The organism is Paracidovorax citrulli (genome assembly GCF_900100305.1).
In the GTDB taxonomy this organism is placed as follows: domain Bacteria; phylum Pseudomonadota; class Gammaproteobacteria; order Burkholderiales; family Burkholderiaceae_C; genus Paracidovorax; species Paracidovorax citrulli.
Genome location: NZ_FNEY01000040.1, coordinates 20,866 through 34,004 on the forward strand (window position 1 = coordinate 20,866; position 13,139 = coordinate 34,004).

Annotated in this window: 17 protein-coding genes; 10 read left to right on the top strand and 7 right to left on the bottom strand. The window is 64.0% G+C overall.

Features of this window, described 5'->3' with window-relative positions; all coding sequences use genetic code 11:
- Positions 1-119 precede the first annotated feature (119 nt).
- On the top strand, positions 120-746 hold the full coding sequence (locus BLR99_RS20080; RefSeq protein WP_017438855.1) for an ANTAR domain-containing response regulator: 627 nt from the start codon (positions 120-122) through the stop codon (positions 744-746).
- Positions 747-769: 23 nt separating this feature from the next.
- Here BLR99_RS20080 and BLR99_RS23565 read toward each other — a convergent pair whose 3' ends face one another.
- Positions 770-958 (bottom strand): hypothetical protein, encoded by a 189-nt coding sequence (locus BLR99_RS23565; RefSeq protein WP_233427248.1) that lies wholly within the window; start codon positions 956-958, stop codon positions 770-772.
- 97 nt (positions 959-1,055) lie between these two features.
- Between BLR99_RS23565 and BLR99_RS23570 the strand changes: the two genes are divergently transcribed.
- The 8 genes from BLR99_RS23570 to rbp all read left to right on the top strand — a co-directional run bounded on the left by BLR99_RS23570 (position 1,056) and on the right by rbp (position 6,994).
- Positions 1,056-1,514, top strand: a complete 459-nt coding sequence (locus tag BLR99_RS23570; RefSeq protein ID WP_232521709.1) for a hypothetical protein — start codon at positions 1,056-1,058, stop codon at positions 1,512-1,514.
- Between the two features lie 176 nt (positions 1,515-1,690).
- The gene (locus BLR99_RS20090; RefSeq protein WP_074687471.1) at positions 1,691-2,935 is read left to right on the top strand and encodes a CmpA/NrtA family ABC transporter substrate-binding protein; all 1,245 of its coding nucleotides are present in this window, start codon (positions 1,691-1,693) and stop codon (positions 2,933-2,935) included.
- A gap of 42 nt (positions 2,936-2,977) precedes the next feature.
- Entirely contained in the window at positions 2,978-3,925 is a 948-nt protein-coding gene (gene ntrB, locus BLR99_RS20095) for a nitrate ABC transporter permease (protein WP_074687472.1), read from the top strand.
- Between the two features lie 38 nt (positions 3,926-3,963).
- On the top strand, positions 3,964-4,776 hold the full coding sequence (locus BLR99_RS20100) for an ABC transporter ATP-binding protein (RefSeq protein WP_074687473.1): 813 nt from the start codon (positions 3,964-3,966) through the stop codon (positions 4,774-4,776).
- 132 nt (positions 4,777-4,908) lie between these two features.
- Positions 4,909-5,451 carry a dihydrofolate reductase family protein gene (locus BLR99_RS20105; RefSeq protein ID WP_011795259.1) on the top strand — a complete coding sequence of 181 codons (543 nt, stop codon included), beginning with the start codon at positions 4,909-4,911 and terminating at the stop codon, positions 5,449-5,451.
- Entirely contained in the window at positions 5,448-6,038 is a 591-nt protein-coding gene (locus tag BLR99_RS20110) for a TetR/AcrR family transcriptional regulator (RefSeq protein WP_017438067.1), read from the top strand. Before BLR99_RS20105 ends, BLR99_RS20110 begins: the two co-directional genes overlap by 4 nt.
- Before the next feature lie 279 nt (positions 6,039-6,317).
- Positions 6,318-6,527 carry a hypothetical protein gene (locus BLR99_RS20115; protein WP_046059759.1) on the top strand — a complete coding sequence of 70 codons (210 nt, stop codon included), beginning with the start codon at positions 6,318-6,320 and terminating at the stop codon, positions 6,525-6,527.
- 116 nt (positions 6,528-6,643) lie between these two features.
- Positions 6,644-6,994, top strand: coding sequence for an RNA-binding regulator (gene rbp, locus BLR99_RS20120; RefSeq protein WP_011795256.1), 351 nt, complete (start codon positions 6,644-6,646; stop codon positions 6,992-6,994).
- Positions 6,995-7,078: 84 nt separating this feature from the next.
- Here rbp and BLR99_RS20125 read toward each other — a convergent pair whose 3' ends face one another.
- Positions 7,079-7,738 carry a class I SAM-dependent methyltransferase gene (locus BLR99_RS20125; RefSeq protein ID WP_011795255.1) on the bottom strand — a complete coding sequence of 220 codons (660 nt, stop codon included), beginning with the start codon at positions 7,736-7,738 and terminating at the stop codon, positions 7,079-7,081.
- A gap of 73 nt (positions 7,739-7,811) precedes the next feature.
- Here BLR99_RS20125 and BLR99_RS20130 point away from each other — a divergent pair, with 73 nt between their 5' ends.
- Positions 7,812-9,002, top strand: a complete 1,191-nt coding sequence (locus BLR99_RS20130; protein WP_046059660.1) for a PLP-dependent transferase — start codon at positions 7,812-7,814, stop codon at positions 9,000-9,002.
- Between the two features lie 5 nt (positions 9,003-9,007).
- On the opposite strand, the gene BLR99_RS20135 is transcribed toward BLR99_RS20130, so the two are convergent.
- The 5 genes from BLR99_RS20135 to BLR99_RS20155 all read right to left on the bottom strand — a co-directional run.
- Positions 9,008-9,850 (bottom strand): EamA family transporter, encoded by an 843-nt coding sequence (locus tag BLR99_RS20135; RefSeq protein ID WP_046059661.1) that lies wholly within the window; start codon positions 9,848-9,850, stop codon positions 9,008-9,010.
- Positions 9,851-9,886: 36 nt separating this feature from the next.
- Entirely contained in the window at positions 9,887-10,636 is a 750-nt protein-coding gene (locus BLR99_RS20140) for an SDR family oxidoreductase (RefSeq protein ID WP_017438063.1), read from the bottom strand.
- Positions 10,633-11,454 (bottom strand): gamma-glutamyl-gamma-aminobutyrate hydrolase family protein, encoded by an 822-nt coding sequence (locus tag BLR99_RS20145; RefSeq protein ID WP_074687474.1) that lies wholly within the window; start codon positions 11,452-11,454, stop codon positions 10,633-10,635. Before BLR99_RS20145 ends, BLR99_RS20140 begins: the two co-directional genes overlap by 4 nt.
- Positions 11,451-12,482, bottom strand: coding sequence for a hypothetical protein (locus tag BLR99_RS20150; RefSeq protein WP_017438061.1), 1,032 nt, complete (start codon positions 12,480-12,482; stop codon positions 11,451-11,453). Before BLR99_RS20150 ends, BLR99_RS20145 begins: the two co-directional genes overlap by 4 nt.
- Positions 12,472-13,139: hypothetical protein (locus BLR99_RS20155; protein ID WP_211481588.1), on the bottom strand; the 668-nt coding region annotated here is incomplete at its 5' end. The genes BLR99_RS20155 and BLR99_RS20150, both read right to left, overlap by 11 nt.

Sequence of the window (13,139 nt, forward strand, 5' to 3'; positions counted from 1 at the left end):
ATATAAGAGCCCCGCCCCGTACGCTATCGGGTAACTCCTGCCTGATAGCAAGTTCCAATCCCGGCACGGCGCGGCCGCGTTGCACCAATTTGGCGTGTTTCTTGCTGTAGGCTGGGGATATGAACGAGTCGCTGCGCATCGTGGTGGTGGCCCCGGACCTGTCCACGTCCGGGGAGGAAGACGAGCATGCCCAGGAGCAGGCCGAGCGTTCGCGCGCGCTGCGCATCGGCCTGCTGGAAAACGGCTTCAACCTGGTGGCGACGCTGCCGGCGGACGTCTTCCTGAGCGAGCGCATCGCCCAGCTGCAGCCCGACATGGTGATCGTGGATGCGGAAAGCGCCGCGCGCGACGCACTGGAGCACGTGGTGATGGCCACGCGCGAGGCGCCCCGCCCCATCGTGCTGTTCACCAACGACGAGGACACCTCCCACGTGCGCGATGCCGTGGCCGCGGGCGTGACCGCCTACATCGTGGCCGGGCTCGCGCCGCAGCGCATCCGCCCGATCCTGGACGTGGCGATGGCACGCTTTCAGCACGAACAGGCCCTGAAGGCCGAACTGGCCGACGCCCGCGGCGCGCTGCAGGACCGCAAGACCATCGACCGCGCCAAGGGCCTGCTCATGCAGCGCCACGGCCTCACGGAGCAGGCCGCCTACGACAAGCTGCGCAAGCTCGCGATGGACAAGGGCCTGAAGCTGGCGGAAGTCGCCCAGCGCATGCTCGATGCCTTCGAGCTGCTGGGCTGACATGGGGAGACGGCCGAGAGAGACTACATCAGTCCCTTGGCCTTCTCTTTCATCATCTTCTTGTAGAGCTCATAGACGGCCTTGCCCTCGCTCGGGTGGGCATTCAGTGCGCTGCCGTTCTTGATGGCTTTCTTGACATCGTCGGGCAATCCATCCGGGTAGCTTTGCAGCAAGCCACCCGCTTTCGTGTTGCGCCAGAGCTGCTTTTTCATCTTGGGATCACCACCGTCGCCCGAGACGTGCCGCTCATCCAGGGGACCGCGGCCCTCGTACTTGGTACTCGCGGAAAAGGTCAGCCCCCTGGGCGCCATGGAAGAAGACGATTCCGCCGCGGCCCTGGGTGGGCGGTTCGCAGCGCGCGGCGGACTGGCGGAAAAGTCCCAACTGGCGACCTTGTCGTGGGATTCCTGCTGGGCACGCTCGGGCGAACTGTTCGGGGACACATTGAAGGTCGGGTACGGATTCCATCCGCCTCCTGTAATTCTGTTGAACATGGGTATTCCTGAAAATCGAGGTGAAATTTCGCTGCGCCGCTGGACGATGCCACCGGGCAACACTGCCGCGATTGTTCTTGGATGCGAAGCCCGGCGGCAGCGCGCATCCGAAACGAATGCCTTCAACACGAACTCCACGGCCGGCATGCACGAACCCGTGGCGCCCTGCGCACGAAGAGGGTGCACCGGGCTTGCGGCACTGCACCATTCAGGCCCCGGCCGCACGGCTTTCCGCATCACCCGCGGCATCGCGTCAGGAGCAAACCGCTGGTGAATCCTCTGGCATAGGCCTTGCATAACCCCCGCCAGCACCCATCGCTGGGTCTTCGGGCTTTCCATCCAACGGCGGATGGCGTCCCGACCACCGGACAAAGGCGTCCCCACCCCACGCGGCCAGCGCCGCGCGGAGGTGTGGACGCCTTTTTTATTTCACTCTTCAAGGAAGCCCCGATGACCGATCTCTCGAAAACCAGCCTCCACCGCCGCACCGTGCTGCAGGCCGCCGCGGTGGGCGCCGCGGGCGTGAGCCCGGCGCTGCGCTCCCTGGTGCATGCCGCGGGCTCCGATGCGCCCGAGAAGAAGGAAGTGAAGATCGGCTTCATCCCGCTCACGGACTGCGCCAGCGTGGTGATGGCCTCGGTGCTGGGCATCGACCAGAAGTACGGCGTGAAGATCATCCCCAGCAAGGAAGCCAGCTGGGCGGGCGTGCGCGACAAGCTGGTGAACGGCGAACTGGACTTCGCCCACGTGCTCTACGGCCTCGTCTATGGCGTGCACCTGGGCGTGGGCGGCCCCAAGAAGGACATGGCCGTGCTCATGACCCTCAACAACAACGGCCAGGCGATCACGCTCTCCAAAAAGCTCGCCGACAAGGGCGCGGTGAACGGCGCCTCGCTCGCCAAGCTGATGGCCACCGAAAAACGCGAATACACCTTCGCGCAGACCTTCCCCACCGGCACGCACGCGATGTGGCTCTACTACTGGCTGGCCGCCAACGGCATCGACCCGATGAAGGGCGCCAAGGTCATCACCGTGCCGCCACCGCAGATGGTGGCCAACATGCGCGTGGGCAACATGGACGGCTTCTGCGTGGGCGAGCCCTGGAACCACCGCGCCATCATGGACGGCATCGGCATCACCGCCACCACCACGCAGGCCATCTGGAAGGACCACCCCGAGAAGGTGCTGGGCACCACGTCGGAGTTCGTGCAGAAATACCCCAACACGGCCCGCGCCGTGACGGCCGCCATCCTGGAGGCCGGCCGCTGGATCGACGAGAGCCTCGCGAACAAGAACAGGATGGCCGAGACCATCGCCGGCAAGGCCTACGTGAACACCGGCGTGGACGCCATCAACCAGCGCATCCTGGGCCGCTACCAGGACGGCCTGGGCAAGACCTGGGACGACCCGGACTACATGAAGTTCTACAACGACGGCGCGGTGAACTTCCCGTACCTGTCGGACGGCATGTGGTTCCTCACCCAGCACAAGCGCTGGGGCCTGATCAAGGACCACCCCGACTACCTCGGCGTGGCGAAGTCCATCAACCGCGTCGACCTCTACAGGCAGGCCGCCACCGCCGCCAAGGCCCCCCTGCCCAAGAGCGAGATGCGCACCAGCCAGCTGGTGGACGGCATCGTCTGGGACGGCAAGGACCCGGCCAAGTACGCCGACGGTTTCAAGATCAAGGCCTGAGCGCCGGCCCCTCCACCCCGATCACCCGCGAAGGAGTCCACCATGGTCAGCGCCGTCTTCCATGCACCCCCGGAGCCCGCCACCGCAGCCGCCGCCGCGCATTCCGCCCCGGCCCCCTCCTCCACCGCACACACGATGAAGACCGCATCCCCGCCCGCCCCCGCAGCGCCCGCCGCTGCCGTCCCGGCACCGCGCGACAACGCCGCCGCCCTGCGCCGCTTCTGGCTCGCGGTGCTGCCCCCCGCCTGCGGCATCGGCCTGCTGCTGGTGGTGTGGGCCATCGTCTCCACCACCACGGGCGGGAGCATTCCCAACCCGGCCGACACCTGGAAGCAGGCCGTGGAGATCTTCAGCGACCCGTTCTACCGCAACGGCCCCAACGACCAGGGCGTGGGCTGGAACGTGCTGGCCTCGCTGGAGCGCGTGGCCGTCGGCTTCGGCCTCGCCGCGGTGGTGGGCATCCCGGCGGGCTTCGTGATCGGGCGCTTCACCTTCCTCTCGCGCATGTTCAATCCGCTCATCAGCCTGCTGCGCCCGGTCTCGCCCCTGGCCTGGCTGCCGATCGGCCTGCTGGTCTTCAAGGGTGCGAACCCCGCGGCCATCTGGACCATCTTCATCTGCTCCATCTGGCCGATGATCATCAACACCGCGGTGGGCGTGCAGCGCGTGCCGCAGGACTACATGAACGTGGCCCGCGTGCTGAACCTCTCCGAATGGAAGATCGCCACCACCATCCTCTTTCCTTCGGTGCTGCCCTACATGCTCACCGGCGTGCGCCTGGCCGTCGGCACCGCGTGGCTGGTGATCGTCGCCGCCGAGATGCTGACCGGCGGCGTGGGCATCGGTTTCTGGGTGTGGGACGAGTGGAACAACCTGAACGTGAAGAACATCCTGATCGCGATCTTCGTGATCGGCATCGTCGGTCTGCTGCTCGAATACGCCCTGGTCAAGCTCGCCACGGCCTTCTCGTTCGAAGAGGTCAAGGCCTGACCCGGCCCCGTCCGACCCATCCCACACCGGAGTTCCCCATGCATGCATCCTTCAACACCAAGTTCATCGAAATCCAGGGCGTGGAGCAGACCTTCAGGACCACCAAGGGCCTGTTCCCCGCGCTGCGCGGCATCGACCTGGCCATCGCCAAGGGCGAATTCGTCTCGCTCATCGGGCACTCGGGCTGCGGCAAATCCACCCTGCTGAACCTGATCGCGGGCCTGACCACGCCCACGGCCGGCGCGCTCATTTGCGCCAACAAGGAAATCAAGGGGCCGGGCCCGGACCGCGCCGTCGTCTTCCAGAACCACTCGCTGCTGCCCTGGCTGACCTGCGAAGGCAACGTGTACCTGGCCGTGGAGCGCGTCTTCGGCGCCACCGAATCCAGGGCGCGCCTGAAGGAGCGCACGGCCGCCGCCCTGGCGCTGGTGGGCCTCGCCCACGCGGCGCACAAGCGCCCCGGCGAAATCTCCGGCGGCATGAAGCAGCGCGTGGGCATCGCCCGGGCGTTGTCGATGGAGCCCCAGGTGCTGCTGATGGACGAACCCTTCGGCGCCCTGGACGCCCTCACCCGCGCCAAGCTGCAGGACGAGCTGCTGGAGATCGTGGCGCGCACGCAGAGCACCGTGGTGATGGTGACCCACGACGTGGACGAGGCCGTGCTGCTGTCCGACAAGATCGTGATGCTGACCAACGGGCCGGCGGCGACGATCGGCGAGGTGCTGGCGGTGGAGATTCCGCGGCCGCGCAGTCGCGTGCAACTGGCGGAGGATGCCGTGTACCTGCAATGCCGGAAGGCGGTGATCGATTTTCTGTACACGCGGCAGGGGCATGTGGAGAAGGTGGCTTGAGGGCATTGCCCGCCTCATTGGCGACGCCAACGCCGAGAGCACCCCGGCCAAATGGAGGCGTTCCCGGCTTCCTTGCCGCAGCCCAGGATGCCTTCAGATCCCACCAATATATACATCGTATATATTTAAAGGATGCCAACGATCACCGCACACGTTTTCATAGCCATCAGCCTTGACGGCTACATCGCCCGCCACGATGGAGACATCGCCTGGCTGTTGCAGCGCGATGATCCGACAGAGGACCATGGCTACGCGGCGTTTATTGCGGACAAAGGCGCGATCGTGATGGGTCGCGGCAGTTATGAGAAAGCACTGACCTTTGACAGATGGCCTTACGACCTGCCTGTGGTGGTGCTGTCCAGGCAACTGGTCGATGCCCCTGTTCCCGAGGCGTTGAAGGACAAGGTCCGGTTCTCCAGTTGGCCTCCCGAGGAGGCGATGCAGGAGCTGGCTCATCAGGGCGTGCAGCGGGTGTATGTTGATGGAGGCCAGGTGGTCCAGTCGTTTCTGCGCGACGGGTTGATTGCCGACATGGTGATCACCACCGTCCCCGTGTTGATCGGCTCGGGCAGGCCACTGTTTGGTGCGCTATCCCGCGACATCGATCTGAAGCTGGTGTCCAGCCGCAGCTTCCCTTCGGGTTTGGTGCAATCCACCTATCAGCTGGCGCCATGACCCGCCCACGTGGGCGCCCGACGCGCGGGAAGGGAGTGACGCGGGACGATATTCTCGCCACTGCGCTGACGCTGCTGGATGAAAGCGGAGGGCACGGCTTGACGCTTCGTACCCTGGCCGCACGGCTGGGCGTCACGCCGATGAGCCTCTACCACCACGTTGGCGATCATGCCGGGTTGCTGCGCGCGCTGTCGGACCGGGTGTACGCGGAAGTCATGGAAGCAGTGGGGGAGTCGCCGGACCGTCGGGCAGAAATCCAGGCGCTGCTCTTTCGCTATTACCTTGCCGTGGGCCGCCATCCGCAGCTCACGCTGGCGATCTTCACGACACCAGAGGCCTTTGCGGGGGTGACCCGCCAAATCACCGACCGCCTGACAACCTTGCTTGCAGCGGTCACGGCCGAGCCCATCCTGTGGCGTGACATTCTGGTTGACCATGCGCATGGCAGCGGCCTGGCCCTTGCCTCGGCCAGACATGGGCAGACCCAGACGCTGCAGGAGCAATATCGACTGGCCCTCGATCGTTTGCTGGATCACCTGATGGAAAAGGGACGCGTCGACACATCTGCGCGTGCCGCCGTTGCCTAGAGCGTGAATAGAGCTTCCGGGTTTTCAAAACCAACAGGAATATTGACCACCAACAAAATTCCTGAGTGGTATGATGGACGTTGTTCTGGTCTGGCGGCCACTCCACGGTACCGCCACCAGAAAGCTCTGCCCGGAGGAACACCACCTCGCAGAGATATGGCGACTTCCGTCGCACGGCGGACCTGCTGAGCTGCAGATCCCCCGACTGTCCAGAAGCTCACGCGGGCCGGTTTCGACCTGCGTCATTGAATGCTCCAGATCCCAAATACCGCCATTTCCATGGGCAAGTACGTCGTCTCGCCCGCGACACATCCGACCAGCTGCGGTCGCTTCCGCGCCTCCTTCGCGGTCCATCGCGCCCAAAGCAGCGGCAGCTACTGCCGGGTGTTCCGTTTCGACAAGACATTCGCCTCGCGCGAAGCCGCCCGACTCTTTGCCGTCACCCAGGGCTGGCTGCAAACGTGCATGTCGCACCCTCCGGTCTGTTGACCTCTGCTGTCGCAGACGCCCTCTCGCCGTGACGGTCGAGGGATCATCGCCCGGCTCGCCAGGCTCGACATTCCACCTGCGGGCTCCTCGTCCGCCCTCTTTCAGAAAGGCTCCTCATGAGCTGCAAAATCTATGTGGGCAACCTGCCCTATTCCGTGACCGATGAAAGCCTGCGCAGCAATTTCGCGGAATTCGGCGGCGTCACTTCGTCCAAGATCATGACGGACCGCGAAACCGGTCGCTCCAAGGGTTTCGGTTTCGTGGAAATGTCCTCGGCCGAAGACGCGCAGTCGGCGATCACCGGCCTGAACGGCCTGTCCGTCGATGGACGCTCCATCGTCGTCAACCTGGCCCGCCCGCGTGAGGCAAACGGCGGCCCGGGTGGCTACAGCCCGGTAGGCTACGCGGTGAACAAGCGCTCCGACGTGGGCTATGGCAATGACGGCTACGGCGGCGGCCGTTACTGAGCCCTCCCGCTTTTTCGCGGAAGAACCGGCTTCATTGAGCCGGTTTTTTTTCGTGCGGGGCCGTCCACCATCCGGCCCACAGGCTCAACCAGAGCGGCGCGCGACGATTTCCCAGACAACCTTGGGCAGCGCATAGCGCTGTATCGTCTTTTCCTGAATGCTGATGACGTCCCAGCCTTCGCCGCACAACGAACGGGCCGACGCTTCATCGAAAAAGCGTTTCAATTGGCCATGCACGAGGTACTGGCCCTCTCCCACCGGGCGATGACCGGCCGCGCCGAAATGAACGTCTTGCGTCGAGTTCACGCGGCAAAGAAAGATGCCACCAGGAGCGAGGCAATCCCGTATGCGATGCATCACCTCCTCTGTCTGTTCAACGGAAAAATAGTGCAGCGACAGGCTTGCGATCACGGCGCTCGCGTTGTGGGCGGCCACAGGAAACTGCTCGCGGAGATCCTGGCGATACAGGAGCTGCGGCGAAATCCTTTTCCCCGCCTCGGCGATGGCCGCCGGTGATCGATCGACGCCGACCACGGAAAACCCTTCGGCGGCCAGCATCGCGAGATCTGCTCCATTGCCGCAGCCGAGTTCCGCGATCACCCCGCCACCTGCATGCTGGCGAAGCAGGGGAAGCCATGGCCTCAGCCACTCGTCGTGCGCCGGCCCCCAGCGCCGGCCGCCAAGAAACGAGGCCAGGCCCCCTATGGAGAATTTGAGGGAATCCGCCCACTTGCCTGAAAGCACCGGGTAATTTTTAGTTATCGTGAATCGCCTCAAGCCTCGTTACCCTTCCACGTAGATACCATCTTCAACCTGGATGCATCACGATACACCCCGGACCTTCCTGTCCCAGCCCATCGCTGGCACGGAAACCGATGATCCTGCCTCGACACTTCCCCCGGTCCACCGCGCGTCCACCATTTTCCTGCCGACCCTGTCGCATCTGAAAAGCGCCGACTGGCGCAATCGCAGCCGACCACCCTACGGCAGAGATGGTTCCCGCGCCGCATGCGAACTGGAAACCAGGCTTGCACATATCGAAGGCGCCCGGCAAGCGCTCGTGGTGTCTTCCGGGCTCGCGGCATACGCGCTGATCTGCATGGCGCTGCTGTCTCCCGGCGACGTCGTTGCGATGCCGACGAACGGCTATGGCACCGCGCAGCAAATGCTGCGGAACGTATTTCACCGTTTCGGCATCGGAATTGTGCTGTACGACCCCATGGCGCCCGACACCTGGGCCGAGGCCGTTCCCCCTTCCACCCGCCTGTTGTGCGTGGAGGCACCGGGCTCGGTCACCATGGAGGTTCCGGATCTTCGGCGCCTCGCCGGGCTGGCAGGTGAACGGGGGTGCATCGCCGCGATCGACAACACGTACAGCGCAGGACTGCATCTGCGTGCGTTTGAACTCGGCTTCCATGTGTCCATCCAGGCACTGACCAAACTCCAGTCCGGTGGTGCCGATCTGGTGATGGGGAGCGTGGGCAGCGTGCGCGAGGACATCTCCCGCAGTCTTTGCGAAACACGCCATTTTCTCGGAATGCATGTCTCGCCGGATGATATTTATCTGGTGCTCCGGGGCCTGCCCACGCTGAGCCTTCGGTACGCGGCCAACACGGAAGCGTCCTTGCGCCTCGCGGAGTGGTTTTCGGAGAAGAAGGAGATCGCGGCCGTCATGCATCCGGCTTTCCGCGGCAGCCAGGGCCACGACCATTGGAAACGGTATTTCACGGGTGCCACCAGCCTGTTCAGCATTGCCTTCGACGCATCGGTCGAATCCGAAAAGATAGAGGCGTTTCTCGAAGCCCTGACCCTCTTTCACTTTGGCTTCTCGTGGGGAGGTCCGACAAGCCTGGTCATGTTGTACGGCAGGGAGAGCGCATTCACGCGGCATTTCGAAAGAAGCCATCCCGGGGCGGGTTGCATCGCGCGGTTTTGGCTCGGCCTGGAAGACGGGGGCGATCTGGCGGCGGACGTAGCCAACGCCTGGTCATCGGCCTTCGACGCATAGCGGGCTCAGCCCAGCACACTCAGCACGAGGCCGATCGTCACGAACAATGTGCAGGCCAGCCGCATCCCGACCACTTTCTCCTTCAGGAAGACGGCACCGAAGAGGGCCCCGAATACAACGCTTGTCTCGCGCAGCGCCGAAACCAGCGCGGGCTGGCTCCGCGACAGCGCGAGAATCACGAGTCCATGGGCCGCCGACATCACGAAGCCGTTGACCAGGCAACTTCGGCCATTCCTCGCGACGTAGGATTGCAGCTTCCTGAAACCCGCCGCTGCCGCGACCAGCAGCATCAGCATCCCCTCGAGGACGAACAACCACAGCACATAGGTGAGCGCCTGCCCGCTCACGCGCGCCCCCTCGCTGTCCAGCAGGGTGAACACCGCGATGAACGCCGAGGTGCCCAGTGCGAACGAGATGGCCCGGCCTTCATTGCCTTTCGGAAGCCCCCGGGAGAACGACAGGCCCATGATGCCTACCCCGATGACGGCGATTCCCACGTATTTCCAGGGCGCCAGCACGGTGCCCAGCAACAGGACCGAGATCGCCGTCACCATCAGCGGCGTGGCACCGCGGGCAATGGGATACACCTGGCTCATGTCTCCGTGCCTGTAGCCCGCGCCGAGACAGATCCGGTAACCGGCATGCAACGGTGCGGAGACCGCCAGCCACTTCCAGGCCGCCGGGTCCATGCCGGGGAAAAATGGCAGCATCGCCAGGCAGATGCCACCGGAGGTAGCCGCCATCACGGTCAGCGAAAGAAACTTGTCCTCATCCTTCTTGACGAAGAGATTCCATGCCGCATGCATCACCGCGGAGAGCATGACGAGGCCTAGTGATACGGTGTCCAAGATGAAGTTCTTCGGGCAGGGATTGGAGAAATTCCGTCAGATCGGATGATCCTGGGGAAGCACGACGAGTTGAGGTACGTTGATGTGGGGAGGCTGCAGCATGAGCCAGAGAATCCTCTCGGCAACGTCATCCGGCTGGAGCGGCCGGGCAATGTTCCGGGCGACGGCCGGCCGCACCGCCGCACCGCGGTGCAGCTCCGTCTCCACGAGGCCCGGGGCGACGCACGACACCTTGATCCGGCTGCGGGCGAGCTCCATGCGCAGGGCTTCGCACAGCGCCTCGATGGCATGTTTCGTACCCGCATAGGCCCCGGCGGTCTCCCGCACCTTGTGGCCCATGATGCTGGTGGTGTGAATCAGATGACCATATTCCTGCCCACGGAAATGCTTCAGCAGGGTGTATGTGAATCGATAGGCTGCCTCGACATTGATGCGGGACATGGCGCAGACTTGATCGATATCGATCTGCTCGATGGTCCCGGTATGGTTGACACCCGCATTGTTGACGGCGAAATCGACCCGGCCGAAACAGCTCACCGCTCGCTCGAGCAATCGCGAGCATGCGTCGCCCTCGGTCAGATCGCCGGCGATCCATTCGATGCCGGCGTATCGGGATGCCAGCGATTTCAAACGGCTTTCGCGGCGACCATGCAGGACGAGCTGCATTCCCCTGTCTGCCAGCTTGCCCGCCAGCGCCATGCCGATGCCGCTGGAAGCACCTGTAACGATCGCGACCTTGCCGGTCAGGCCCTGGCCTGCAGCACCAGGAATGGACCCGCTGCTCATGGCACCGCCTTGCGATCCGTGCGCCGGGCCCGGCCGACACACGCTGCGCGAAAGGCGCTGGAAATGACCTTGTCCAGATCGCCCGCGCTCGCTCCCCATTCAATGTGCCACTGAACGCCCATCGCGAATTCACGCGCACGGGTCAGGACGATCGCTTCGGTCAAGCCGTCCTCGCTGGTAGCCTGAACGGCAACCCCCTCCCCCAGGTCCGACACTGCCTGCGAATGAAGGGAGTTGACCTTCTGCTCCAGGCCCGCGCGGCCCGACCGTTCGATCAATTCGCTCAAGTAGCTTCCCCTGTGGATGCGAATCGGATGGCGCGCCTCATATCTTTCCTGGTAGGGAAGCGACTTATCCGATCGATGGTCCTCGAAACATCCAAGCTCGTGGACCTGCTCATGCAATCCGCCGCCACAGGCCACATTCATCTCCTGCATTCCACGGCAAATCCCCAGCATGGGGACTCCCTGCGACAGGCAATGCCGGATCAACCAATGCGTTGTCTCGTCGCGCGCCCTGTCCGGCTGGCCGACAGGTTCGATCTCGAACAGTTCATCGCCCCGGCGCCGGAGCCCCACGTTGCTCGGCGAACCCGTGAGCAACACCCCATCCAGACGTTCGGCGAGCAGTGAAAGTCCGCCGGCCGGCCCGCCAAGCGACGGTGTAGCGGCAATCAGGACCGGTACGGCCTGCAGTTCATTGAGAACGTAGTCCACGTACTTGTGGAATACGGTGTGATGAGGCGTCGGAGGGTAATCACCGAACGCGATGCCGCGCAGACAGCACGAAACGCCGACGAGAGGCCGCACTTCGCTCATGCGAACCATGCCCGCGTGGCGTTGCCGGTGGGTTCATACACCCTGAGGCGGTATTGCATTTCCATGTCTGAATATTCTTCCGTCTCATGCTGGAAGAAAGCGGCGATACGCTCCTTCGCCAGGGCACCGGAGGGAAAGAGCGGTTCGGCCTGGAGCAGCAGGCGGCTGGCCTCGAAAAGTTCATCGATGAAATCGATGGTGGCGAGTATGTACGCCTTCGTCTCCCCGGCATCGCGTCCGCAGCCGGCCAGCAGCAAATGCAGATAGCGCTCGTAGAGCCGCGCATCCACGCCCGCCATCGCGCCATACCGGACGATCCACTTCCTGTGGTAATTGGTGTTTCCACACAGATGCGTGTATGCGTGGAACTGGGTCACCATGTTCTCGCGCGCAAGGTCGGCGCAGCGGGCCCATTCGCCCTCATGCCACGCGCCGAGGATGTCGAGCAGCACCGAGAAATCGGAAGCCTTCCACCGGTACATCAGGTACCGGAATACCTTGAGACCTATGCGGTCGCGCAGGTCGTCGAGATAGGCCTTTCCCGCCAGTCCGTGCGAATGGAAGAGCCGATGCACGAAAGCCATGTCGCGGGCGCCCATGTACTTCGTGAGCAGCACCAGCGACCGGGTGGCGTAATCGAAGGTACTGCGGACCTGGGACACCAGGGCGTCCATGTCGGCCTTCGAGCGGTATTCGATGTCCACCTTGATGTGCGTGGACGGCACGACGGTGTGTATGAGGAACACCTCCGCCGTCGGCGCCGCCCCCGTCAGGATCGAACGGTCCGTGCTGAGCGTCCTGTAGTGCCTGTCCAGTGCGATGTCCCGCTCCCGCCGAAGCTCGTCGGTCACCACATGGACATCCACGTCGGACATGGAATTTCCGATGCCCTCGATCAACGAGCCGCCGACGAAGGCCGCATCTCCATCACGCAGATAGGCATTGTCCAGAATGAAGTCACTGGACAGGTGCACGTTGCCGTTGAGCAGGCTGTAGACCTGCCCGCGTTCCTCATCTTTAGAAGGCATGGATTGATTCATCGAGTGCGTTTTTCAGGACCGCGCCGTGCTCGGCCCACCGCGAGGTGACCTCGCCGACCGCGCGTGCATCGATCAGGGGCCTGACACCGGGCCTGTCGTGCCGGATCACTTCGGACGCGACGGTGAGCATGTCCCATGGCTGCGCCAGCCCGCCATCGACTATGTCGAGGACCACGTCGAGCGGTAGCTTGGTATTGCCTTGCATGGCATTCGCGAGCGCGCGCAGCCCGGGAGCCCTCTGGCCCAAGGCATCCTGCAGCCGCGCCATGGAGCGAGCGGGATCGATTTCGTTCTTCGGCGACGCGGCCTCAATGCGCAGCACCTCGGCGCATACGCTGGCGGCGAGATCGACGGCAGACCTCGACGGAGCGGCGGCGCAGTCGCGCATCAGCGCAACCAGTGCCGGACCTCCGAGCAGGATCGACAGGTCACGAACGAGATCCGCCGGCTCGTCGGGCGCGTGGACGAAACCCAGCATCCGGTTGTGCATGCGTAGCAAGGTGCGTAAATGCTGTTGATTGCGCCGATCGGCATGGGCCGATCCTTTCATGCGGAGCATGTCAAGGTAGTTGTCGCGTCGATCAAGCAGCCCGAGGCTGCGTATTCGATGCGGTCGCCGCGGCATTGGAGATGCCGTCGCGCTCA